Origin of the sequence: Actinomadura madurae, from assembly GCF_900115095.1 — a bacterium.
Lineage (GTDB): Bacteria > Actinomycetota > Actinomycetes > Streptosporangiales > Streptosporangiaceae > Spirillospora > Spirillospora madurae.
This window is the reverse complement of sequence record NZ_FOVH01000018.1, coordinates 48,025-71,916: the sequence shown is the minus strand read 5'-3', so window position 1 is coordinate 71,916 and position 23,892 is coordinate 48,025. Positions and strand designations below refer to the sequence as shown.

The window sequence follows — 23,892 nt, the reverse complement described above, 5'->3', positions numbered from 1 at the left end:
TCAGCCGCTGGGCGAGGGGGCGGGCGACGGGGTCGTGCCCGGGGACCTCGGGTACTCGCAGGAGATGTTCCCGACGTCTTTGTCGCCGTCCCACTCCTCGACCAGGATGTACGTGCAGACGCGCCCATGGGTGTCGGTGAAGGACCTCTCCCTCACGTCCTCGCCGCAGCCGCTCAGCACCACGGCGAGGACGGGCAATGTGTACAGCAATCGCCTGGTCATGGGGGTCCCCCTGCGCTCGCCGACGGTGAGGGCGGATAGTCGCAGTCGATGTTGTGGACGTCGTAGTCGTACTCGGAGCCTTCGTCTTCCACTTCGTTGACGACCACGTACGTGCAGGCACGCCCGTTCCGGTCGGTGAACGACTTCTCCACGACGTTCGACCCGCCGCCGCATCCGGTGAGCACCCCGGCTCCCACGACGACGACCACGGCCGCCATCGCCGCACTGTGGGCCCGCACACCGACCTCCCCACCCTGGGTGATCTGATCTTTGGGCCGGCCGCCCGGACCTGTCAAGACGCCGCCCGCTCCCCGCCGGCCGGGCCGCCGGTGGTTCGGCGGCGTACCGCGGCCAGGGCCGCGTCGAACAGCAGGAAGGCCAGGAGGGTGATGCCGAAAAGCGGGATGGCGTAGCCCACCAGCGCCACGACCGGAATTCCGAGCAGCAGTGCCGTGCGGGGCAGGCGGCGCGAGGCACCGCGCGCGGGCGGCCGCCCGAAACGCGTGCGGGCGGCCCGGGTCGGGCGGCGCTGCCACCACATGCGGTAGCCCCAGAAGATGATCCACAGCAGCCCGAGCGCGGTCGCGGCGAGGAGGAGCTGGTTGGCCGGGCCGAAGAGCCGTCCCATGTGGAACTGGATGCCGAGCGTGGACAGCTTGGCGAGCCACGGGTGGTCCGCCCAGTTCACGCGGGCGGTGACCTGTCCGGTGGCGGCGTCGACGGCGACCTCGTCCCGGTGGACGGGCCACGCGTTGTCGACCTGGGTGACCGTCCACACGCTGTCGACGTCCTCCGGCGCGCCGAGCTCCACCGGACCGGACAGCCCCGCCGCGCGTCCCGCCGCCAGCACCCGGTCGACGTCCGCGGCCGGATCGTCGGTGCCGGTGGCCGTGCCGCCGTCGTGACCGCTGTGCTCTCCGGCCGATGACGGGGCGGAGCCGGGACGGGCGGTGTTCAGCTCGGGTGCGGAGGAACGCAGCGCCCCCTGGACGGTGTCGAAGTTCGCTCCCGCGTGATCGGACCAGGTCAGTCCGGTGGCGCTCAGGAACAGCAGGACCGTCCCCAGCCACACCCCGGCCACGGCGTGCCTGCCGCGGGAACGGCGCACCCCGCGCGCCGAGCGGTCCACGATGACCAGCCGCCGGGCGGGGCCGCGTCCCCGATACTGGCGGCGGCGTCCCAGCCATAGCAGCAGCCCGCCGGCGACGATGACCCACAGCCAGCTCGCGGCCAGCTCTGAGTACAGCCGCCCGGGAACGCCGAGATGCAGGCTGCGGTGCAGCTCGTCCAGCCAGGTGGTCAGCGGGGTGTCGCCGGACGAGGTGGTCAGCGCCCCCGTGACCCGTCCGGTGTACGGGTCGACGTACACGGTGCGCTGCTTATCGCCCAGCTCCGGCACCGACATCGCGACGGCCGTGGTGGCGTGCTCGTCGGCGGGCGGGGTGACGGTGACGACCGTGCCCTCGGGGTGCGCCGCCTGCGCGGCGCGCACCTGGCCGGCCAGCGGACGCGGCGCGCCCGAGACGCTCCGCACGCGCAGCTCGTCCCCGTAGACGAGGCCGTCGAGCTGCGGCGTGAACGCGTAGGCCAGCCCGGTCAGGGCGGCGAGGACGAGGAACGGGGCCACGAACACCCCGGCGTAGAAGTGCAGCCGCCGCACCAGCGGCCAGACGTCGCGGCCGGTGGACCCGTCCCGGCCGGGTGCGCGCACCGGTTCGGTACCGGTGGGCAGGGGAAGGTGATCGGACGTTGTCGACATGCCTGCTCCAGACACAGGGCTCCAGATCCAGGCGGGCTCAGCCGCGGACCTGAAGAGAACGAGAGGACCCGTCGCTCCCGTGGGCACCCGGACGGAACCCACGCGAGATGTCAGAACCGGACGCGACGCACGCCCTTCGGACGGCATACGGAACAGCGGCCACGTGCGGAAGGTCCGGTGACAGAAGGTCGCCCTCGATCGGGCCCGGGGGGCAGCGTCAGGCGAGGGCGGCCAGGTCGGCCGGCGGGCCGCGACGGGCCATCACATGCCGCAGCGCCGAAGCCTGGAGCGGCGCGCGAACCCGGCGGCGGGGCCGTACCACGCGGGCCGGGCCGCGGACCGGCACCGGCCGCAGGCGGACGATGGCCCGCACCGCCCAGCCCGCCACCCTGCGGACCAGGGCGCACAGCCGGGACTCGCCGCACTCCAGCCACCACGAGGTGACGAGCACGGCGACCGCGTGCATCAGCAGCATCCCGAACCCGGACGACTCGCCGTGCATGCCCTGCATCTCCCCCGCCATGTGCGGGGCCGCGCCCGCTCCGGCGGGCATCGCGTGGCCGGGCGACATCTGCGCGAGCAGCGCGTGCAGCACCGTCTGGCAGACCGCGACGGCGGGCAGGATCGTGGCCAGGGTGCGTTCCCGGCGGGTCAGCGCCAGCGCCGGGACGAACGTGACCGCGAAGCAGACCGGCAGGGCGAGGCGGCCGACGGAGCCGCCGCCCAGGAGGTGCCCGGCGGCGGCCAGCCCTGCGCACGTCGCGGCGAAGCTCGCCGCGCGCACCCAGCGCACCACCGACCACAACTCCATCTCGCCCTGGATCCTCCCAGCCTCAGCGCGTGATACGCACCCCGGACCCGAGTGGTTCACCGGGAGAACGGCTCCTAGCTCCCGGGGCGGGACGCGCGGCGGTAGGCGGTGGGCGGGACGCCGACGGCGCGGGTGAAATGGTGCCGGAGATTGGCCGGGCCGCCCAGGCCGGAGCGTTCGGCGACCTGGTCGACGGGCAGGGACGTCGTCTCCAGCAACTTGCGGGCGTGGTCGATCCGGATGCCGCGCAGCCACGCCATGGGCGTCGTTCCGGTCGCGGCGTGGAAGCGGCGGATCAGGGTGCGCGGGGTGACGTTGGCGCGTCGCGCCAGGACGGGCACGGTCAACGGCTCGTGCAGGTGCCGGCGGGCCCAGTCGAGAAGGGGGCCGAGCTCGTCCGCGTCGAGGACGGTGATCTCCGCGTCGATGTACTGGGCCTGGCCGCCGGGACGGTGCGCGGGCATGACGAGCCGCTTGGCGAGCGCACCGGCGACGGCGGCGCCGTGGTCCTTCCTGACGACGTGCAGGCACAGGTCGAGTCCCGCGGCGGTGCCCGCGCTGGTCAGGACGTCGCCGTCGTCGATGTAGAGGACGGAGGCGTCCACCCGCACCTTCGGGTGGCGGGACGACAGCTGGTCCGCGTGCATCCAGTGGGTGGTCGCGGGGCGTCCGTCCAGGATGCCGGCGGCGGCCAGGACGAACGCGCCGGTGCACAGCGACACGATCCGGGCGCCGTTGCCGTGCGCGGCGCGGACCGCCTCGACGAGGTCGGGCGGCTGGTCGCCGAGAACGTTCGCGCAGGCGGGGATCACGACGGTGTCGGCCTCGGCGAGCGCGTCGAGGCCGTACCGGGCGTCCGCGGCGAACCCGGCGGTGGTGCGGGTGCCGGGGGCGGCGCACAGCCGGAAGTCGTACCAGGTGGGGGCGAGGCCCGGCCGCTCGTACCCGAACACCTCGCACGGGATGGCCAGCTCGAAGATCGGGACCCCTTCGGTGACCGCGACGGCGAGCCGATGCATGTCACAATCTTAGCGGTAGTGGTCACTTCTGCCACTTGGTTCGGTGCCGGGCGGGCGCGATGGTCGACGGTATGGACCGATTTCCCGTAGGACGTGCCTCCTTCGACCCGCCCCCGTCCGCCTCCGAACGGTTGTGGCGGGACGTCGTCGACCTCCTCCAGGAGGAGCGCGCGCAGATCGCCGGCCGCCCCGTGAGCAGGCCGGTGGACGTCGAGCGCCTCCGGGCCGGGATCGGCGCGTACGACTTCGAGCGTCCGGTGGCCCCCGACGAGGCGATCCGCGATGTCGCCGGGATGCTGCGCGCGACCACCGTCCACACGACCCATCCCCGGTATTTCGGGCTTTTCAATCCGACGCCGACCCTGATGAGCGTGGTCGGGGACACGCTCGCGGCGGCGTTCAACCCGCAGATGGCGGCCTGGTCGCACGCGCCCGCGGCGGCCGAGATCGAGGCGCATCTGCTGCGCTACCTGGGCGGACGGCTCGGCTACCCGCCCGGCGAGGTCGCCGGGTCGTTCACCAGCGGGGGCGCCGAGGCCAACCTGACCGCGGTGCTGCTGGCCCTGACGAAGGCGTGGCCGCGCTACGGCGAGGAGGGAGTGCGGGCGCTGCCGGGCCGTCCCGTCATGTACGCGTCGGCGGAGAGCCACCTCGCCTGGCTGAAGATCGCGCACGCCACCGGCATCGGACGGGACGCCGTGCGCCTCGTCCCGTCCGGCCCCGGCCTGCGGATGGACACCGCCGCCCTGGCCCGCCGGATCGCCGCCGACCGCGCGGCCGGCGACCTGCCGTTCCTCGTCGTCGCGACCGCCGGGACCACGGCGGCCGGTGTGATCGACCCGCTGCACGAGATCGCCGACCTGTGCCGCGACCTGCGCCTCCACCTGCACGCGGACGCCGCGTACGGGGGCGCCGCCGCGCTCTCCGACCGGCTCGCGCCCGCCCTCGACGGCATCGGGCGCGCGGACTCGATCACCGTCGACGCGCACAAGTGGCTGAGCGTCCCGATGGGCGCCGGGGCCCTCCTGTGCACCGACGCCGCGGGCCTCGCCGAGACGTTCCGGGTCACGACGTCCTACATGCCGGCCGAGATCCCCGACACGGTCGACCCCTACACCTCCAGCCAGCAGTGGTCGCGCCGCTTCATGGGCCTCAAGCTGTTCCTCAGCCTCGCCGTCGCGGGCCGCGAAGGGTACGCCGCGCAACTCGACCACGACGCCGATCTCGCGCACGGCCTCCGCGAACGGATCACCGCCGCAGGCTGGGACGTCGTCAACGACACGCCGCTCCCGGTCGTCTGCTTCGCCGACCCGGACGACGGCACGTGGGAGCACCACGAGGCCCTCGCCGAGAAGGTCGTCACCGGGGGCCGCGCCTGGATCAGCCCCGTCCGCCTCGACGGCCGCGCCGCCCTCCGCGCCTGCGTCATCAGCCACCGCACCACGCCCGCGGACATCGACGAGCTCGTCCAGGCGGTCAACGACGCACGCAAGGAAGCCTCAGCCGATCGCACGCTGCGTCACTGAGCCGTGATTCTCCGGGCATGACTACAGACTGTGAAGATCTCCGAGGAACCCGCCGCCCCGGCACGCTCGCGCACCGACTGGATCGTCTACGGCGTGACCGCGGCGCTGTCCGCGGCGTTCGTCGTCTGGGGCGCCGCGAACCACCGCGGCCTGAACTCGGCCACCAGGACGGCGCTCGGCTGGCTGCTGGCGAACGTCGGCTGGCTGTTCGTCCTCGCCGCGACGGGGTTCGTGGTCTTCTCCCTGTGGCTTGCGCTCAGCCGCTACGGGCGGATCCCGCTCGGCCGGGAGGGCGACGAGCCGGAGTTCCGCACCGTCTCGTGGGTCGCGATGATGTTCAGCGCGGGCATGGGCATCGGGCTGATGTTCTTCGGCGTGGCCGAGCCCCTCACCCACTACGTCAAGCCGCCGCCGGGCACCGACCCGTCGCAGAGCGAGCCGGCGATCGAGACCGCGATGGCCACCACGATGTTCCATTGGACGCTTCACCCGTGGTCGATCTACGCCGTCCTCGGCCTCGCGATCGGGTACGGCCACTACCGCCGCGGCCGCAGCCAGCTGATCAGCGCGGCGTTCGTCCCGCTGCTCGGCCGCCGCCGCACCGAGCGCCGCGTCGGCCGGCTCATCGACATCCTCGCGCTGTTCGCGACCCTGTTCGGCTCCGCCGCCTCGCTCGGCATCGGCGCGCTGCAGATCCGGACCGGCATGCAGGAGGCGGGCTGGATCGACTCGCTCGGAACCTCCGTCCTCGTCCTGATCATCGTGGTCCTGACGATCTGCTTCATCCTGTCGGCCGTGTCCGGCATCGCCCGCGGCATCCAGTGGCTGTCCAACACCAACATGGTGCTGGCCGCCTTCCTGGCCTTCTTCGTGTTCGTGGCCGGCCCGACGGTGTTCATCCTGGAGCTGCTGCCCACCACGGTCGGCGTCTACATCCAGGACTTCGGCGAGATGGCGTCCCGGTCGGGCGCCACGGGCGGCGAGCCGATGAAGACCTTCCTCTCCGAGTGGACGATCTTCTACTGGGCCTGGTGGATCTCCTGGGCCCCCTTCGTCGGCATGTTCCTGGCCCGGATCAGCCGCGGCCGCACCATCCGCCAGTTCGTCGCCGGCGTGATCATCGTGCCGAGCGCGGTCAGCCTCGGCTGGTTCGCCATCTTCGGCGGGACGGCCGTCGACCAGCAGCGCGCCGGCCTGAACCCCTACGGCAACGGCTCGGAGGAGCAGATCACCTTCAACGTCCTCGGCAACCTGCCCTGGGAACTGCTCACCGCGATCGTCGTCATGGTCCTCGTCGCGATCTTCTTCGTGTCCGGCGCGGACGCGGCCTCGATCGTCATGGGCACGCTGTCCCAGCGCGGCTCCACGAGCCCGTCCCGCTGGATCGTGGTCTTCTGGGGCGCGATGACCGGCGGCGTCGCCGCGATCATGCTGGTGATCGGCGGCGACCGGGCCCTCAACGGCATCCAGAACATCACCTTCATCGGCGCGCTGCCGTTCGCCATCGTCCTGATCCTGCTCTGCTTCTCCCTGGCGAAGGACGTCCGCTCCGACCCCATGATGCGCCGCCAGAACAAGGGCGCCGAAGTCCTCGAAGACGCCGTCGTGGCCGGCGTCCGCCACCACAAGGGCGACTTCGAACTCCAGATCAGACCTTCCGGCCGCGACACGCCCTCTCGATGACGCACCTGACCGATCCAGCCCGACCACCTGATCACCCGCATACCGGCCGGGTGGTCAGACGATGGGGCGGTTCTTTCTGATTCGGCGGCGGACGTCGTGGAGGTAGAGGTTGAAGGGGAACTCGCGGGCCGGGCGGGGGAGGACGCGGTTCGTCCGGGCGAGGAAGCGGGTGTAGCGGTCGAAGCGGGCCTGGTCGCGGGCGGTCCACGGGTAGCCGAGCTCGTCGCGGAACGGCTGGGGCAGGAAGCCGAGGGTGAGGAAGCGGTGGTGGCGGCCGAGGACCCAGCGGAGCGGGGCCGGGAAGAGGCGCAGCTCGGTGAGGTCGCGCAGGTAGCCGCGGGTGACGTCGTCCATCTCGATCTCGGCGACGCCGGCCTGCCAGTAGTCCTCGAAGGCGGCGCGGTCGGGCGGCCACATGTCCCGCGGGACCTGGAGGGTGGTGCCGAAGCGGGCGCCGTACCGGTACATCTCCTCGGCCTGCTCGGGGGACGGCTCGCCGTACAGGAGCGTGTAGATCATCTCGATGCCCTGGTAGAGGCAGGCGGCGACCCAGAGCTGCAGCTCGCGGTCGAAGGCGTTGTAGGCGACCGGGGCCTTGGCGTTGACGCCCCGGTGGGCGCGGTTGACCTCGCGGCGCATCGCGAGCCGCTCGGACTCGGTGCCGAGCATGGCGACGGCGATGTAGCTGAGGGTGGTGCGGGCCCGCTTGACCGGGTGCTTGTCGACGCGGCCGCTGTCCACCGTGCTCTCGGCGACGCCATGCCCGACCGGGAGGCGGGCGAGTTGCATGACGACGTTCGACGCGGCGGCGGCGAGCGCGACGCCGCTGATGGAGTCGAGGACGACCTTCGGGGGCGACTCCTCCTCGATCGTGGTCATGCGGGCCTCACCCTCTGATACGTAGCAACATTTCGCGTATCACTGTGCCAAGGCAAGTTACCCCTTGCAAGGGCGGCCGGAGGTGGGCGCCCTCACACGCGTCAGGCGTAGGGGTCCTCCATCGCCTTGACGCGGGCGGCGAAGTCCTTCACGGCGTCCAGGGCGCGCAGGTAGGGCATGGGGCCGTAGGAGACGCGGGCGACGCCCGTCTCCGCCAGGTCCCGGAGGGACGTGCCCGGGAAGTTGTTCGCGTTGACCGGCCCCGGCAGGCCCTTGACCAGGGACGGGACGGCGTCCAGCGGCGCGGTGATCGGATAGACGCAGTCCGCGCCGGCCTCCAGGTACAGGCGGCCCCGGGCGATCGCGGCGTCGACCGGGTCGGGCACCCCGGCGACGAACGTGTCGGCGCGGGCGTTGATGACCAGGGCGTCGCCCGCCGCGTCCCGGACGGCGGCGATGTACTCGGCCTGCGTCTCGGGGGCGGCCAGCTCCCCGGCGTAGGTGTCCTCCAGGTTGCAGCCGGCCGCGCCGATGGCGAGCAGCCGCTCCACCAGCTCCGCCGGCTGGAGGCCGTACCCGGCCTCGGCGTCCACGGTGACCGGGACGGTCGCGGCGCGGATGACGCGCCCGGCGGCGGCGAACATCTCTTCGGCGGGGGCGCCCTCGTGGTCGGGGTAGCCGAGCATGGCGGACACGGCGGCGCTCGCGGTGGCGAGCGCGGGAAACCCGGCCTCCTGGACGATCTGCGCACTTCCGGCGTCCCAGACGTTCGGCAGCAGCAGCGGGTCCCCTGGGCGGTGCAGGTCACGAAGTCGTGCGGCGTTGTCGGGCATTCCGTTCTCCTTCCCCTCGGCACATAGGACTAGACGGCCTTGCCGGATTGTGACATCCGCCCCGGCGACGGTGTGCTCAGTCGGGGGCGTGGGTTAGCGTCGAAGTGATCATCCACCTGTGATGAGGGAGTAGATTGCGCATGCTGCCGTGGTCCGCCGAGTTCGCCGGGCGCCTGGAAGAGCACGTCGTCGCCAGCGAGTTGCTCCGCGGCAACCCGCTGAAGGACCCGCACGAGCGGCCGGTGCTGGTGTACGTCCCGCCCGGCTACGACGACGAGCCGGACCGCCGCTACCCCAGCGTGTACGTGATCACCGGCTTCACCGGGCACGTCGGGATCTGGCGGAATAGGATGCCGTACCGGCAGCCGTTCCCCGAGACGGCCGACGCGGTGTTCGCCGGCGGGGAGGCGCCGCCCGCGATCGTGGTGTTCGTGGACGCCTGGACGGCGCACGGCGGCAGCCAGTACGTCGACTCGCCCGGCACCGGCCGCTACCACTCCTACATCTGCGACGAGATCGTTCCGTGGGTGGACGCCCGCTACCGGACGCTGGACGCGCCGGAGCACCGGGCGATCAGCGGCAAGTCCAGCGGCGGCTACGGCGCGATGATCACGCCGATGCTCCGGCCGGACCTGTTCGGGGCGCTCGCGACGCACGCGGGCGACGCCCTGTTCGAGTACTGCTACCTGCCCGAGTTCCCCAAGTGCGTCCGCCACCTGCGCAAGTACGAGGGGGACATCTGGCGCTGGTGGGACGACTTCCGCTCGCGCACGTCGTTCACCAAGGCCGAGGACATGGATCTGCTCAACATCCTCGGCATGGCGCTGTGCTACTCCGCGCGCGGCGACGGCACGCCCGAGCTGCCGTTCGACCCGGTCACCGGAGTGCTCCGGCAGGACGTGTGGGAGCGCTGGCTGGCATGGGACCCGGTCCGGATGGTGCCGGAGCACGCCGAGGCGATGCGGTCGCAGCGGGCGATCTGGATCGACGGCGGCACGCGCGACGAGTGGTACCTGGACATCGGCGCGCAGGCGTTCCACCGGGCGCTGCTGGACGCGGGCGTCGCGGAGGACGCGATCCGCTTCGAGCTGTTCGACGCGGGCCACGGCGGCATCGACTACCGCTACCCGCTCGCCCTCGCCTGGCTCTGCCGCCGCATCGCCCCCTGACGGGCGGCCCCAACGCCCGCGGTCCCGCCTCAACGCGTGCGGGGCGCCGAGGGTTCCCCGCCGGCCGGGCCGGGCCGGCATGACCGGCCCGGCCCGTTCGCGCTGCCCACAGCGACATTTCCAGTGGTTTCAGTCATCGACCGCTAGAAGTTGAAAATCCAGTACCAATTGGATTTATTGACACCTTTCATAATTCGGAGTGCACTTCGGGTCAGCTCATCCGGATGAGTCCCCCATCCAAGCCCCCCGCCGGGCGGGCGGCCCGAGGAGTGCTCCCACAAGGACCTCCACGTGCCATCTCCCCACTCGTCCGGCACGTGGAAGGAGCACCCCCGTGAGACACCAGACCGCGATCGGGGCGGCGGCGCTGTCCGTCGGCCTCGCCGTGGCGATGTCGTCCCCCGCCACCGGTGCGACACCCCGCACCTCCCCCGCGGCCCCGGGCAAGCCGGACCCCCGCACCCTCGCCGCCGCCTCGGCCGACCGCCTGGTCGCGGCGAAGCCCGCCACCTTCAAGACGGCCCCGAAGGACAGGATCGTCCGCCGCGGAGTCGTCTCCGGCCTGCGCGGCCTCCAGCACGTGTCGTACGAGCGCACCTACGACGGCCTCCCCGTGTACGGCGGCGACTTCGTCGTCACGACCAACGCCGGCGGCGGCGTGCTGAGCACGTCCGTCGGCCAGACCACGAAGCTGGACGTGTCGACCAAGGCGACGGTGACCGCGGCACAGGCCGCCGCGACGTCGCGGTCCCGCGTGTCCACGGTCGAGAGCACGTCCACGCCCCGCCTGACCGTGATCGCCGAGGGCTCCGGACGGCTCGCCTACGAGACCGTCGTCACCGGCACCCGCAAGAAGGCCCCCACGAAGCTGCACGTGTTCGTGGACGCGAAGACCGGCAAGGTCGTCGAGACCTTCGACGAGGTCCGGGACGCGGCCGACGACCAGAGCTACTACCACGGCATCGTCGACCTCAGCACCGCCGCGACGTCCATGAGCGACCCGCAGCGCTCCGGGGTCCGGTGCGGCGGCCAGAACGGCTCCACCTACACCGGCGGTGACAGCGCCTGGGGCAACGGCAGCGGCACCAACCTGGAGACCGCCTGCGTCGACGCCATGTACGCCGTCCAGAAGGAATGGGACATGCTGGGCGACTGGCTCGGTCGCAACGGCATCAACGGCAGCGGCGGCGGCTTCCCGATGCGCGTCGGCCTGAACCAGGCGAACGCGTACTGGAACGGCAGCTACACCAACTACGGCCGCAACTCCTCCGGCTCGCGGCAGGCGACGTCGGTGGACGTCGTCGGGCACGAGAACGGCCACGCGATCTTCAGCACCACGCCCGGCGGCGCCGGGGGCGGCAACGGCAACGAGAAGGGCGGCATGAACGAGTCCGCCGGCGACATCTTCGGCGCGCTCACCGAGCACTACATGAACGAGCCGTCGAACCTCGACCCGCCTGACTACCTCGTCGGCGAGGAGGTCGACCTGGTCGGCTCCGGGCCCATCCGCAACATGTACGACCCGTCCGCGCTCGGCGACCCGAACTGCTACTCGTCCTCGATCCCGAGGACCGAGGTGCACGCGGCGGCCGGCCCGCAGAACCACTGGTTCTACCTGCTCGCCGAGGGCTCCAACCCGGGCGGCGGCAAGCCGGGCAGCCCGACCTGCGACGGCTCGACGGTCACCGGCATCGGCGTCCAGAAGGCCGGCCAGATCTTCATGGGCGGCCTGAACCGCAAGGTCACGAGCTGGAGCCACGCCCGCGCCCGCGTCGCCACGGTCAGCGCCGCGCTGGAGCTGTTCCCCGGTTCCGCCACCGAGTGCAACGCGGTGAAGGCCGCCTGGAGTGCGATCAACGTCCCCGCGCAGAGCGGTGAGGCGTCCTGCGGCACCCAGCCGAACACGATCACCGGTTCCTGACCGCCCCCCGCCCGCGGCCCGCGACGGGGCCCGCTCCCCCGTCGCGGGCCGCGCTCCCCTCTGGAGGACCACATGAGATCGCGCACGATGGCGACCCTGGGGGCGGCGGCGCTGGTGGCGTCCGCCCTCCTCGCCCCGGCCGGCGCGTCCGCCGCGCCCGCCGCCCTGGCCGCACCCGACATCCCGCTCACGAACGTCAAGGCGCACCTGTCCGAGCTGCAGGGCATCGCGACCGCCAACGGCGGCAACCGCGCCCACGGCCGTCCCGGCTACCGCGCCTCGCTCGACTACGTGAAGGGCGAGCTGGACGCGGCCGGCTACCAGACCACCGTCCAGTCGTTCTCGCGGAGCGGGGCGACGGGATACAACCTGATCGCCGACTGGCCCGGCGGCGACACCGACGACACGCTGATGACCGGCGCGCACCTGGACAGCGTGTCCGCGGGGCCCGGCATCAACGACAACGGCTCCGGCTCCGCGGCGATCCTGGAGACCGCGCTCGCCGTCGCCCGCGAGGGCCTGCGACCCGACCGGCACCTGCGCTTCGCCTGGTGGGGCGCCGAGGAGCTCGGGCTCGTCGGGTCGACGTACTACGTCAGCAACCTGCCGTCCGCCGAGCGGTCGAAGATCACGGGCTACCTGAACTTCGACATGGTCGGCTCCCCCAACCCGGGCTACTTCGCCTACGACGGCGACGGGTCCAGCGGCAGCGGCGGCCCGGCCGGGTCCGCCGAGATCGAGCAGGTGCTCCGGTCCCACTTCTCGTCGATCAACGTGCCCGTCCAGGACACCGCGTTCGACGGGCGCTCCGACTACGGGCCGTTCATCCGCGTCGGCATCCCCGCCGGCGGGATGTTCACCGGCGCCGAGGGGCGCAAGACGTCCCAGCAGGCGCAGCTGTGGGGCGGCCAGGCGGGCGTCGCGTTCGACCGCTGCTACCACGCGTCGTGCGACACCACGTCCAACATCAACGACACCGCGCTGGACCGGAACGCCGACGCCATCGCCCACGCCGTCTGGACGCTGGCGGGCGGGGGCGGGCAGTCCGTCCGCGTCGCCGCCTAGGCCGCCGGCACGGGCGCGGGAAGCCCGGTCGAGGCCGGGCCCGCCAACCTCAAGATCACCAAGTGGCCGCAGGCCGGAGGCCGGTTTCAGTCCTTTCAACGGCCTCGTTCACACAATTGAAAATCCAGTGGCGGATGGATTCGTTGACACCCCGCGCCCGCCACGATGCACTCTCAGTCAGCCCCTCTCCCCACCCTGGGCTGACCTCCGGCGGCGGCACGGCGCGATCTCGGCCCGAACCGTCCCGCCGCCCCGCGGGGCCCCGCCCCCCGCCCGCCCCCTGGCGCCGTCGTCTCCGTCGGCGCCAGGGGGCGAAACCGTGTTCATTGCATTTCTCTCCTCCTTCGGGCGCTGGGCGCCCTCCATCGTCGAAAAACGCGGGCGATCGCTGGCATCGCTCCGGCTCGCCTAGCGGCTCGCTGCGCGATCAGATTCTCGCTCCGCTCGAACCTGCCTTCGGACGCGATCGCAACCGTTGAAGTTGTTGCGGGGTTGCTGCGAGGGCTGATGTCGGTGCACGGGGTCACAATGGGGGGATGTGCCGCAGTATTAAGACGCTTCGACCGCCGTACTCCGACGACGTCACCGATGACGACGTGCGGGCGGCGGCGCTCCAGTACGTTCGCAAGATCTCCGGGTTCCGCTCGCCCGCGTCCCACAACGCGGAGGCGTTCGACCGGGCCGTCGAGGAGATCGCCCGGAGCACCGCCGCCCTCCTCGACTCCCTGGAGGTCCGCGGCCGCCGCGCGAGCTAGCCCCGGAAACGCGCAGACCCGCCGGGACGTGTCCGCGGCGGGCCTGGGGCGTGGCGGGCTCAGCCGCCGGCGGCGACCAGCTCGGCGATCTGGACGGTGTTGAGCGCCGCGCCCTTGCGCAGGTTGTCGCCGGAGCAGAACAGGGCGAGGCCGTTCTCGACGGTCTCGTCACGGCGGATGCGGCCCACGTAGGTCGGGTCCTGGCCCGCGGCCTGCAGCGGCGTCGGGACGTCCGACAGCGCGACGCCGGGGGCGCCCGCCAGCAGCTCGCTCGCGCGCTCCGGGCTGAGCGGGCGCTCGAAACGGGCATTGACCTGCAACGAGTGGCCGGTGAAGACCGGGACGCGCACGCAGGTGCCGGAGACCTTCAGGTCCGGGATCTCCAGGATCTTGCGGCTCTCGTTGCGGAGCTTCTGCTCCTCGTCGGTCTCGGCGAGGCCGTCGTCGACGATCGAACCCGCCATCGGGAGCACGTTGAACGCGATCGGCCGCACGTACACCGACGGCTCGGGGAACTCCACCGCCGTCCCGGCGTGGGCGAGCCGGTCGGCGGTCTGCACGGTCTTGGCCGCCTGGTCGTGCAGCTCGGCGACGCCCGCGACGCCGCTGCCCGACACGGCCTGGTAGGTGGAGACGACGAGGGCGGTCAGCCCGGCCTCCGCGTGCAGGGGGCGCAGCACCGGCATCGCGGCCATCGTCGTGCAGTTCGGGTTGGCGATGATCCCCTTCGGGCGGTTCGCCGCGGCGTGCGGGTTGACCTCGGAGACGACCAGCGGGACGTCCGGGTCCATCCGCCAGCCGGAGGAGTTGTCGATCACCACCGCGCCGGCCGCCGCGACCTTCGGGGCGAGCTCCTTCGACGTGGTCTTGCCCGCGGAGAACAGCACGATGTCGAGACCGGAGTAGTCGGCGGCGGCCGCGTCCTCGACGGTGATCTCGGTGCCGTCCCACGGCAGCCTCCGGCCCGCCGAGCGCGCCGAGGCGAACAGCCGTAGCTCGTCGACCGGGAATCCGCGCTCGGCCAGGATTTCGAGCATCTTGGCCCCGACCTGTCCGGTGGCCCCGACGATGCCGACTCTCATGCCGCTCCCTCTGGTGATCGCTTGACCTGTGTAGTCGCTTGACCTGGGTGCTCGCGAGTCTGCCCAGGTCCGTGCAAGGACGTCCAGTGAATAACCCTACGGGGACGGTTCAAGCGCTCCTTAACGGAACGCGTCCAGCCCGGTGATGGCCTTACCCAGCGTGAGCAGATGCACCTCTTCGGTGCCCTCGTAGGTCAGCACGCTCTCCAGGTTGTTCATGTGCCTGATCACCGGGTATTCGAGCGTGATCCCGTTGGCACCGAGGACCGTGCGGGATTGGCGCGCGACGTCCAGCGCCGCGCGGACGTTCGCGACCTTGCCGAACGAGACCTGCTGCGGGGTGACCGTCCCCTCGTCCTTGAGCCGCCCGACGTGCAGCGCGACGAGGCCGGCCTGCCCGAGCGCGACCTCCATCCAGGCGAGCTTCTCCTGGGTGAGCTGGAACGACCCGATGGGCTTGCCGAACTGCTCGCGGGCCTTGGCGTAGTCGACGGCCGCCTCGTAGCAGGACCGTCCGGCGCCGATCGCGCCCCACAGGATCCCGTAGCGCGCCTCGGACAGGCAGCCGAGCGGGCCCTTCAGCCCCTTCACGCCGGGCAGCATCGCCGTCTCCGGGAGGCGCACGCCGTCCAGGACCAGCTCGGACGTGACGGACGCCCGCAGCGACAGCTTCCGGTGGACGTCGCTCGCCGTGAAACCCTCCGTGCCCTTCGGGACGAGGAAGCCGCGGATCCCGTCCTCCGTCTGCGCCCACACGACGGCGACGTCCGCGATCGAGCCGTTGGTGATCCACATCTTGGTGCCGTCGAGCACCCAGCCGGACCCGTCCCGGCGCGCGCGGGTCAGCATGTCGCCGGGGTCGGAGCCGCGGTCGGGCTCGGTCAGGCCGAAGCAGCCGATCGCCTCCCCGGCCGCCATCCGCGGCAGCCACGCCTCCTTCTGCTCCTCCGACCCGTACTTGTGGATCGCCGCCATCGCCAGGGACCCCTGGACGGACACGAAGCTGCGCAGCCCCGAGTCGGCCGCCTCCAGTTCCCGGCACGCCACCCCGTACGCGACGGCGCTCGTCCCGGCGCAGCCGTAGCCCTTCAGATGCATGCCGAGCAGGCCGAGCGCGCCCAGCTCGGGGGCCAGTTCGCGGGCGGGGAACGTCCCGTCCTCGAACCAGCCGGCCACGTGGGGCGCCACCTTCTCCGTCACGAAGGCGTGGACGGTGTCGCGGACCATCCGCTCCTCGTCCGTGAGCCGGTCGTCCACGCGCAGCACGTCCATGCAGGTCTCCTCCGTCCGGGGCCGTCCGCACGAGGGTACGTCGGGGACGGCACCCTGACCGGACAGGGGTGTACTCAGGGGCCAATCAGGGCGAATCCGGATGTCAGAGTCGCGCCGGGTTGGGCATGCTCGATGGCATGGACATGGAGAAGACCACGAGCACGAAGCTCCGCCGCACCCACGAAGGCCGCATGATCGCCGGAGTCTGCTCCGGCGCCGCGCGGTCCCTCGGCGTCGACGCCAACATCCTCCGGCTCGGCCTGGGCGTCTTCACGATCTTCGGTGGCGCGGGCGTCGCGCTGTACGCGATCGCGTGGCTGCTGATCCCCGACGAGGGCGCGACCAAGTCGATCGCCGAGGACCTGGCCAAGAAGGCGAGCGACTCCCCGACCGTCCAGGACGCCGTCCAGAAGACCAAGGACGCGGTCGGCAAGAACCGCACGCACGCCTGAGCGGCACCGCCTAGGAGGCGCTGCCGACGCCCGACAGCTCGTCGCCGCCCGCGGAGGACGGAGCGACGGCGAGCGGCCCGGCGCGCTCGCGCGTCCCGGCGATGACGCCGCCGCGGACCTGGTTCCAGCTCAGGGTGAGCATCGCGGCGGCCGACAGGCCGAGGACCCCGGCGAGCGCCACCACCGTCTCCGGGCCGAGGACCTGCGCCGCGGCACCGCCGACGAGGATGCCGGCGCCCTGCCCGGCGAGGATGCCGGACTGGGCGAGCCCGAACGCCTGCCCCCGCCCCGCCGGGGGCACCGCGGCCACGAACGCGGTGTTGGCCGCCAGCTGGTAGGCGGCGCCGACGCCCGACAGCGCCCACAGCCCGACGACCCACCACAGCGGCGGGTGGACGCCCGCGCCGATCAGCGGCAGGCACGCGAGCATCGACATCCACCCCATGACGTGCAGCCGGTTCGCCGGGCGGACGAACCGGCTGAACAGCAGCGAGCCGACCACCATGCCCGCCGGCATCGCCGCCAGCAGCAGCCCGGCCGTCACCGCGCCGCCGCCGAACGTCGCCGCGTACGGGACGGCCAGGCCCTCCGGGATCACGTAGAACGCGCACAGCCACGCGAACAGCACCAGCGACCGCAGCGCGGGGTCGCCGAAGACGAGCCGCGCGCCGTCCCGCGTGCCGCGCAGCAGCCCGAGCGACTCGCGCTCCCGCCGCCGCGGCGCGGGCCGGCGCCGCATCCCGCCGATCAGGATGACCGCGGACAGGCCGAACGTCAGCGCGTCCAGGGCGAGGGCCTCGTACGTCCCGACGACGGCGACGACCGCGCCGCCCACCAGGAACCCCAGCACCTGCGTGACCTGGTGCGTGACGTTCGCGATCGCCGACCCGGCCACGTACCGGTCGCCCTCCAGGACGTCCGGCATGACGGCGGCGCGGGCGGCGGAGAACGGCGTGCCCAGCAGGACGGTCAGGAACACCAGGACCGACAGCAGCCAGACCGGCATCTCCACCAGCGCCATCGGCGCCACGAGCCCCGCCCGCAGGACGTCGCAGACGACCATGACCGTCCGGCGCGGGAACAGGTCGGCCAGCCCGGACAGCACCGGACCGCCCACGATCGGCGGGATGTAGGTCAGCGCGTACACCAGCGCGGTCAGCAGCGTCGACCTGGTGTGGTCGTAGACGAGCACGGCCAGCGCGACCTGGGCCAGCTGGTCGCCGATGAACGACAGCGCCTGCGCCAGCCAGAGGGCACGGAACTCCCCGACCGCGAACACCTCACGGTAGGTCGCCTGCTCGTCCGGCGGACGACGATGCCTGCCGGTCTGCCTTCCCGCCACGCACGCTCCAGTTCAGCCCGCCCGCAACCGGGCGCCCTCCCTTATTAACTCACGCTGCGTGGCAGTCGCGTGACCTACAGTGCGCAATTCCTCAGATCAATATCCCAGCTCATGGAGCCTGGCGTCGTCGATCCCGAAGTGGTGGGCGATCTCATGCACGACCGTTATCCGGACTTCTTCCACCACGTCATCCTCGGTGTTACATATCCGGAGAATCTCATTCCGGTAGATAGAAATGTGATCGGGCAGGACGCCTCCGTACCAGTCACCGCGCTCGGTGAGGGGTACGCCTTGGTACAGGCCGAGAAGACCGCGCTCCGGCGCCTCGTCCTCGACGACGATGACGACGTTGCGCATGTGGGCGGTCAGCTCGGCCGGGATGCTGTCCAGGGCCTCGCCCACGAGGTCCTCGAACGCGTCTCGCGACAACTCGATCACACCGGCCATTCTGCTCGACGGAAAGGGAACCCGTGCCCAAGGTCCGCGCCGCGTCGGCCCAGGCCCTCTCGACCCTCCGCGCCGCCACCGCCTCCGCGGCGAGACGCGCCCGCACCGCCTGGTCCCCCGCCGCCCGCCGCGCCCGCGCCGTCTGGACACCCGTCGCCCGCCGCACCCGCCCCGTCCTCGCCAGCCGCTGGACGCGCCTCACCCTCGTCGTCGCCGTCGGCCTCGCCGGCGGGTACATCGGCCTGCTCGCGGGCGGACGCTACGTCGCACCGGTCGGCCCCACGGACGTCCAGCTCACCCTGCACCCGGCCCTGCACGGCGGGACGACCCTGAAGCTGCCGCCCCTCGGCTCCCTCCAGCTCGACACCCACGGCGGCCCCGTCTCCCTGGAGGCCCGCCTCACCGACCTGCGCCCCGACCAGGCCAAGAAGCTGATCGAGGACGACACCGAGGTCGACCGGCTCACCGACCGGATCGCCGACCAGATCCGGCACGGCCTCGTCCAGCTCCTGATCCGCGCCGCCCTCATCGCCCTCGCCACGAGCTTCGTCGCGTCCCTCCTGCTCTTCCGCTCGTGGCGGCGCGCCCTGCTCGGCCTGTCGTCCGCCGCCACCGGCCTCGTCGCCCTCACCCTGCTCAGCTGGGCGACGTTCAACCCGCAGTCCATCGCCGAACCCCGCTACACCGGCCTGCTCGCCAACGCCCCCCAGGTCGTCGGCGACGCCCGCAGCATCGTGGAGCGCTTCTCCGCCTACCGCGCCCAGCTCGCCCGCCTCGTCGGGAACGTCTCCGAGCTGTACACCGCCACCTCGACGCTCCCCACCTACGAGCCCGACCCGTCCACCATCCGCGTCCTGCACGTCTCCGACATCCACCTCAACCCCGCCGCGTGGAGCGTCATCAAGTCCGTCAGCGCCCAGTTCCAGGTGAACCTCGTCGTCGACAGCGGGGACCTCATGGACCACGGCAGCAAGCCCGAGGACAGGTTCGCCGAGGACATCTCCGACCTGAAGGTCCCCTACGTCTACGTCCGCGGGAACCACGACTCCAAGACCACCGAGCGGGCCGTCGCCCGCGAGAAGAACGCCATCGTCCTCGACGACCGGACGCGCGAGGTCGCGGGCCTGCACGTCTACGGCGTCGGCGACCCCCGCTTCACCCCCGACAAAAGCACCCGCGACGACTACGTCGGCGCCGACCAGCTCCGCGCCGAAGGTCTCCGCTACGCCGAGAAGCTCCGCGCCTCCGGAAGCCTGCCCGACCTCGTCGTCACCCACGACCCCACCGAGGGCGAGGCGTTCTCCGGCGTCACCCCCCTCGTCCTCGCCGGCCACGCGCACGCCCGCTCGACCAAGCTCCTCCCCACCGGCACCCGCCTCTTCGTCCAGGGCTCCACCGGCGGCGCCGGCCTCCGCGGCCTCGAACACGAGCAGCCCACCCCCATCGAGCTGTCCGTCCTCTACTTCAGCCGCGCCACCCACCGCCTCCAGGGCTGGGACGACCTGCGCCTCGGCGGCCTCGGCCTCACCTCCGCCCAGATCGAGCGCCACCTCGAACCCGACCCGGACCGCGTCGTCAAGCCGCAGCCCCCGGCCACCTCCCCGCCCCCGTCCCCGACCTCCCCGTTCCCGTCGGAGTTCCCCTCCGACTGGCCCTCCCGCACCCCGTCCTCCCCGTCCCCCAGCCGCACCACGGAACCCCGCTAACCGTTTGCGCGCCGCCCCGCCACGTCCTCTACACTGGCGAGGTCGAGTGGCGGCCAACCCCGCCACCACCGGGCCCCCTTCGTCTAGCGGCCTAGGACGCCGCCCTTTCAAGGCGGTAGCGCCGGTTCGAATCCGGTAGGGGGTACCACACGGCCCGCCGCGCGCTCCCGTTCCGGCGGCCCCGATCGCCGCAGCCGCCGGCGCACTGAGACTCTACGGCGCCGTGGTGATCACCGCGCCAGTTGCCGGCGTACTCGAACGTCTTGCGACCCACGACGACCGCGCCCGTCGCCAGCAGCTCGCTGAACACCTGCCCGTTCAGCCCCGGCGGGTCGAAATGCGGTGGGTCGGAGACAGGCTCGCCGAGCCACTCGTGCAGCCGGATGCCGCCGATCCCGAGCCCGTTGCCCGGGCCGTCATCCGGGCCTGCGATGAACCCGTCGAGCGACATCGACATGTACAACACGGACTTCGCCATACTGTTTCTTCCTTTCCGGCACAGGGAAGCGCACCGGGGACGCCTGGCGCCGTTCGAGCACTAGGCCGGATGCCGCCAGGGCATCACGGGTGCGCGATGGTCGGCGGCGATGCCGTGCAGGGGGCACGGCTGGCGCGGCTCGCGGGGGCACAGCACGAACGCCTCGCTGATCGTCGCGCGATACAGGCGCCACGCCGCCGGTGCGGTGACGTCCTCGATCGACAGGGCGGTCCCACCACGGCCGGGGTCTCCGGGGTAGATCTCGATGCCGCGGTCCAGGTCGCGGCCGGTGAGCTCGGCGGCGGTGCCGGACAGATACACCGCCCGGCCGTGGTAGGCCGGCACCGTCGAGTCGAAGATCACCATGCTCAGCCGGGGACGCACGGCGAGGTTGCGGGAGTGCTGCGCGTCGGGGCTGGACACCCAGAAGATCTCGGCGTAGTCGGCGGCCGCGAAGTAGACGGGCGACGTCCACGGGGTGCCGTCGGCGTCGGCGGTGCCCAGGATCACGTACAGGTTGGCGTCCATCAGGCCACGGGCGTGGGTGTCCAGGTCGACGCCGGTCATGACGCCGGCCCCGCTTCCAGGGGCACGGTCGGGTTGAGCATCGTGACCTCCTTGTTCGACGGTGCACAGCCAATCTGCCGGGCGGCGCGCATCTGGACATCCGTGCTGGGCGCTGAGTCACTACTGAACGATCACCGACGTACGCCATCCTGGTCGATGTGGACGCGACGAAGATCTCGACACGGGAGGCCGAGGTGCTCGCCGCCGTGGGCGAGCACCTGTCGAACGCGCAGATCGCCGGCAGGCTGCGCATCTCGGTCCGGACGGTCGAGAGCCACGTCGCGGCGCTGCTGCGCAAGCTCGATGCCGCCGACCGGCACGCCCTGGCCGCGAGGGCGGAGCAGGCCCGTACCGGGCGTTTCCTCGGGCTGCCCGCCAGCCGGACGACCTTCGTCGGGCGTGCCGCGGACGTCGCCGCGGTCGAGGCGGCGCTGGACACGTCGCGGCTGGTGACCGTGGTCGGCCCTGGCGGGGTGGGCAAGACCCGGCTGGTGGCCGCCGTCGCCGAGCAGGCGGCGTCCCGGTTCCCCGCCGGCGGCGCCTTCGTCGACCTCGTACCGGTCCGGGCCGCGACCGGGGCCGGGGCGGTCGGGCAGGCCGTCGCCGACGCGCTGGACGTGACCGAGGCGACCCAGTCCGTCGAGCGGGCGGTGTTCGAGCGGCTGCGCCTGGGACGGCCGCTGCTGGTGCTGGACAACTGCGAGCACGTGATCGACGAGGTCAGCGCGCTGGCCGAACGGGTGCTGGCCGCCTGCCCGCAGGCCACCGTGCTGGCCACCAGCCGGCAGCGACTCGGCGTTCCCGGCGAGCGACTCGTGCACGTGCGCCCACTCGGTGGCACCGATCTCGAGCAGCTGTTCCGGGACCGGGCCGGCGCCGCGGATCCGGGGTTCGCCGCGGCGCCGGCGGTCGTGGCCGCCATCTGCGCCCGGCTGGACGGCCTGCCGCTCGCGGTCGAACTGGCCGCCGCCCGCGCGGCCGCGCTCGGCGCCGACGGGCTGCTGACCGGCCTTGAGGATCAGCTGCGGCTGCTGGCCGGCGGCCGGGGGATGCACGCCCGGCATCACTCGCTGCGCGAGCTGATCGGGTGGAGCTACGACCTGCTCGACAAGGACGAGCGCATCGCGTTCCGCCGGCTGTCGGCGTTCGTCGGGGTGTTCGACCTGGACGCCGCGGCGGCGCTGAGCCCGCAGATGCCCCGGGCCGAGGTGGCCGATCTGCTGGGCCGGCTGGTCGATCACAACCTGGTCGTGCGCACCGGTCGCGGATGGCGGCTGCTCGACACGATCCGCGCGTTCGGCCTCTCCCAGGCGAGCACCGTGGGGGAGCACGACGCGATTCGCGAGCGGTACCTGCTCTGGGCGTTCGCGACCGCCGCCGACCTGGAGATCCGGCTCGACGCCGACTGGCGATCGGCGTTCGACGGTGTCGCCGATGACCTGCGGACGGCGGCCGCCGCGGTCGGATCGGACCCGGCGGCCCACGGCTTCGTGCGCACGCTCGCCCACCTGACCTTCGCCGCGGGCCGGTTCGTCGAAGCGCGGACGCTCTACCAGGCCGCGGCCCGGTGCGCCACCGGCATCGAGCAAGGCCAGGACCTGCGGGCCGGCGCCTACGCCGCGCTGTCCGTCGCCGACTACCGCAGCGCCACCGAGCTCATGCGGCAGGCCGTCGAGGCCGCGGGCACCGCCGACCTGCGTGCCGAGGCCGTGGTGATCGGCGTGCGCTACGACTTCGGGCCGATCGAGTCGCCGACCGACGACCAGGCGCGTTTGCTGGCCGAGGCGCAAAGGACGGCCGACGCGAACCAGAGCGATCAGCGGCTCACCGCGCTGGTCGCCATGGCGAAGGTCTGGCACGAGGGTCACGGCTGGATGCCCGACCTGGGCCGGGCCCCCGAGGCCGTGGAACTCGCCCGCGCGGCCGGCGATCCGCTGGTACTGGTCGCAGCGATGGACGCCCTTGGCAATGCGCTCGACCGAGCCGGGGCCTTCCGGGAAGCCCACCGGCTGGCCGACGAACGACTGCGGATCGCGACCACCCTGCCGCGCCATGATCCGGCTGCGGTCGCCGAGATCGTCGACGCGTTCCACGTCGCGCCGAGGGCTGCGCTGGGCGCAGGCGACCTACCCGCTGCGCTGGCGCTGGCCAGGCGGTCCCTGACCGACGACCCGCTCGGCGGACATCCGTACCTCCAGTCCCCGCGGCTCGTGCGCGCGCTTGCCCTCACCGGCGACTTCGACGAGGCGCTCAGCCGGGCCGAGACGCTGTGGGCGGCGTGGCGGCGCGACGGAGATCCGTGGATGCCGTGGATGACCTCGGCGCTCGCCCTCGCCGGGATGATCCAGGGCCTGCGCGGCGACCCGGCGGACCGGCGGCGATGGCGCGAACGGGCGCTGACGGTCGCGGCGGGCTCGCCTGTCGTGGCGGCCTGCCTGATGTTCGCCGACACCCGGGTCGCCGTCCACCGTGGCCGGTTCGACGACGCGGCCGACCAGGTCGAACGAGCCTTCGCGCCGTTCTCAGACCAGCGGTGGGTCGGCTACGCGCGCGTCGTAGGGGCAGAACTCGCGGTAACGGCCGGCCTTCCCGACGCCGGCGACCGGATCATCGCTGCGGAGCCGTACGCGGCCGAGAGCGCCTGGGCGGCCGCGTGCCTGGCCCGGGTGCGGGGTCGGCTCGGCGACCACGCCGCCTTGGCGGACGCCGTGGAGCAGTGGGACCGGCTGGGTGCGCGCTTCGAGCGCGCGGCCACGCTGGAGTTGCTGCCCGCCCGGATCGACGAGGGGCACGCCGAACTGGCCGCGCTGGGCTGCCGCTAGGGTCGCCGGGCCTACGCACGAAGGCCCATGCAACGTATGGGTCGGCGCTTGCACCAGCGTTTCAGTGCCCAACGTCGGCAGG

At 72.4% G+C, this 23,892-nt stretch carries 21 protein-coding genes and 1 tRNA gene; 10 read left to right on the top strand and 12 right to left on the bottom strand.

The genetic code is table 11. The annotated features are described in order from the left end of the window. From BM339_RS37490 to BM339_RS37470, 5 genes are all read right to left on the bottom strand, one after another. Positions 1 to 222: a hypothetical protein gene (locus tag BM339_RS37490; protein ID WP_021591088.1), complete on the bottom strand. Its 222-nt coding sequence runs from the start codon at positions 220 to 222 to the stop codon at positions 1 to 3. Then, the gene (locus BM339_RS37485) at positions 219 to 461 is read right to left on the bottom strand and encodes a hypothetical protein (protein ID WP_143118757.1); all 243 of its coding nucleotides are present in this window, start codon (positions 459 to 461) and stop codon (positions 219 to 221) included. The genes BM339_RS37490 and BM339_RS37485 overlap by 4 nt, the downstream gene beginning before the upstream one ends. Before the next feature lie 53 nt (positions 462 to 514). Further along, complete coding sequence (locus tag BM339_RS37480) at positions 515 to 1,981, bottom strand: PepSY-associated TM helix domain-containing protein (protein ID WP_075023965.1); 1,467 nt, start codon at positions 1,979 to 1,981, stop codon at positions 515 to 517. Positions 1,982 to 2,198: 217 nt separating this feature from the next. Then, the gene (locus BM339_RS49170; RefSeq protein WP_075023964.1) at positions 2,199 to 2,792 is read right to left on the bottom strand and encodes a hypothetical protein; all 594 of its coding nucleotides are present in this window, start codon (positions 2,790 to 2,792) and stop codon (positions 2,199 to 2,201) included. A 74-nt stretch (positions 2,793 to 2,866) separates the two neighbouring features. After that, positions 2,867 to 3,811 carry a GlxA family transcriptional regulator gene (locus tag BM339_RS37470; protein WP_075023963.1) on the bottom strand — a complete coding sequence of 315 codons (945 nt, stop codon included), beginning with the start codon at positions 3,809 to 3,811 and terminating at the stop codon, positions 2,867 to 2,869. A gap of 71 nt (positions 3,812 to 3,882) precedes the next feature. On the opposite strand from BM339_RS37470, the gene BM339_RS37465 reads away from it, so the two are divergent. Continuing rightward, a complete protein-coding gene (locus tag BM339_RS37465) occupies positions 3,883 to 5,337 on the top strand; it encodes a pyridoxal phosphate-dependent decarboxylase family protein (protein WP_075023962.1) in 1,455 nt (484 codons plus the stop codon). A 30-nt stretch (positions 5,338 to 5,367) separates the two neighbouring features. Continuing rightward, positions 5,368 to 7,020, top strand: coding sequence for a BCCT family transporter (locus BM339_RS37460; protein WP_075023961.1), 1,653 nt, complete (start codon positions 5,368 to 5,370; stop codon positions 7,018 to 7,020). Positions 7,021 to 7,074: 54 nt separating this feature from the next. Here BM339_RS37460 and BM339_RS37455 read toward each other — a convergent pair whose 3' ends face one another. Both BM339_RS37455 and BM339_RS37450 read right to left on the bottom strand, forming a co-directional pair. Further along, positions 7,075 to 7,899, bottom strand: coding sequence for an oxygenase MpaB family protein (locus BM339_RS37455; RefSeq protein ID WP_075023960.1), 825 nt, complete (start codon positions 7,897 to 7,899; stop codon positions 7,075 to 7,077). A gap of 101 nt (positions 7,900 to 8,000) precedes the next feature. Next, the gene (locus BM339_RS37450; RefSeq protein ID WP_075023959.1) at positions 8,001 to 8,732 is read right to left on the bottom strand and encodes an isocitrate lyase/PEP mutase family protein; all 732 of its coding nucleotides are present in this window, start codon (positions 8,730 to 8,732) and stop codon (positions 8,001 to 8,003) included. Positions 8,733 to 8,872: 140 nt separating this feature from the next. Between BM339_RS37450 and BM339_RS37445 the strand changes: the two genes are divergently transcribed. The 4 genes from BM339_RS37445 (at position 8,873) to BM339_RS37430 (ending at position 13,642) form a co-directional block, all read left to right on the top strand. Next, positions 8,873 to 9,901 carry an alpha/beta hydrolase gene (locus BM339_RS37445; protein WP_075023958.1) on the top strand — a complete coding sequence of 343 codons (1,029 nt, stop codon included), beginning with the start codon at positions 8,873 to 8,875 and terminating at the stop codon, positions 9,899 to 9,901. Between the two features lie 334 nt (positions 9,902 to 10,235). After that, positions 10,236 to 11,822: a M4 family metallopeptidase gene (locus BM339_RS37440; protein ID WP_256255679.1), complete on the top strand. Its 1,587-nt coding sequence runs from the start codon at positions 10,236 to 10,238 to the stop codon at positions 11,820 to 11,822. Between the two features lie 72 nt (positions 11,823 to 11,894). Further along, positions 11,895 to 12,887: a M28 family metallopeptidase gene (locus tag BM339_RS37435; RefSeq protein ID WP_083598380.1), complete on the top strand. Its 993-nt coding sequence runs from the start codon at positions 11,895 to 11,897 to the stop codon at positions 12,885 to 12,887. A 536-nt stretch (positions 12,888 to 13,423) separates the two neighbouring features. Beyond that, positions 13,424 to 13,642, top strand: coding sequence for a DUF2277 domain-containing protein (locus tag BM339_RS37430; protein WP_021591100.1), 219 nt, complete (start codon positions 13,424 to 13,426; stop codon positions 13,640 to 13,642). Between the two features lie 59 nt (positions 13,643 to 13,701). Here the strand turns inward: BM339_RS37430 and BM339_RS37425 are convergent, their stop codons facing one another. Next, positions 13,702 to 14,724 carry an aspartate-semialdehyde dehydrogenase gene (locus BM339_RS37425; protein ID WP_075023957.1) on the bottom strand — a complete coding sequence of 341 codons (1,023 nt, stop codon included), beginning with the start codon at positions 14,722 to 14,724 and terminating at the stop codon, positions 13,702 to 13,704. A gap of 120 nt (positions 14,725 to 14,844) precedes the next feature. Continuing rightward, entirely contained in the window at positions 14,845 to 15,996 is a 1,152-nt protein-coding gene (locus BM339_RS37420; protein WP_021591102.1) for an acyl-CoA dehydrogenase family protein, read from the bottom strand. 137 nt (positions 15,997 to 16,133) lie between these two features. Here BM339_RS37420 and BM339_RS37415 point away from each other — a divergent pair, with 137 nt between their 5' ends. Next, positions 16,134 to 16,448, top strand: coding sequence for a PspC domain-containing protein (locus BM339_RS37415; protein WP_033330301.1), 315 nt, complete (start codon positions 16,134 to 16,136; stop codon positions 16,446 to 16,448). A 10-nt stretch (positions 16,449 to 16,458) separates the two neighbouring features. On the opposite strand, the gene BM339_RS37410 is transcribed toward BM339_RS37415, so the two are convergent. Beyond that, positions 16,459 to 17,790, bottom strand: a complete 1,332-nt coding sequence (locus BM339_RS37410) for an MFS transporter (protein WP_024934380.1) — start codon at positions 17,788 to 17,790, stop codon at positions 16,459 to 16,461. 96 nt (positions 17,791 to 17,886) lie between these two features. After that, on the bottom strand, positions 17,887 to 18,237 hold the full coding sequence (locus tag BM339_RS37405; RefSeq protein WP_177287877.1) for a metallopeptidase family protein: 351 nt from the start codon (positions 18,235 to 18,237) through the stop codon (positions 17,887 to 17,889). Positions 18,238 to 18,260: 23 nt separating this feature from the next. On the opposite strand from BM339_RS37405, the gene BM339_RS37400 reads away from it, so the two are divergent. Continuing rightward, a complete protein-coding gene (locus BM339_RS37400; RefSeq protein ID WP_083598379.1) occupies positions 18,261 to 19,943 on the top strand; it encodes a metallophosphoesterase family protein in 1,683 nt (560 codons plus the stop codon). 72 nt (positions 19,944 to 20,015) lie between these two features. Further along, positions 20,016 to 20,091: transfer RNA gene (locus BM339_RS37395), tRNA-Glu, on the top strand. Between the two features lie 390 nt (positions 20,092 to 20,481). Here the strand turns inward: BM339_RS37395 and BM339_RS37385 are convergent. After that, complete coding sequence (locus tag BM339_RS37385) at positions 20,482 to 20,988, bottom strand: pyridoxamine 5'-phosphate oxidase family protein (RefSeq protein ID WP_021591107.1); 507 nt, start codon at positions 20,986 to 20,988, stop codon at positions 20,482 to 20,484. A gap of 158 nt (positions 20,989 to 21,146) precedes the next feature. On the opposite strand from BM339_RS37385, the gene BM339_RS37380 reads away from it, so the two are divergent. Continuing rightward, entirely contained in the window at positions 21,147 to 23,810 is a 2,664-nt protein-coding gene (locus tag BM339_RS37380) for an ATP-binding protein (RefSeq protein WP_075023956.1), read from the top strand. The last annotated feature ends 82 nt before the right edge of the window (positions 23,811 to 23,892 follow it).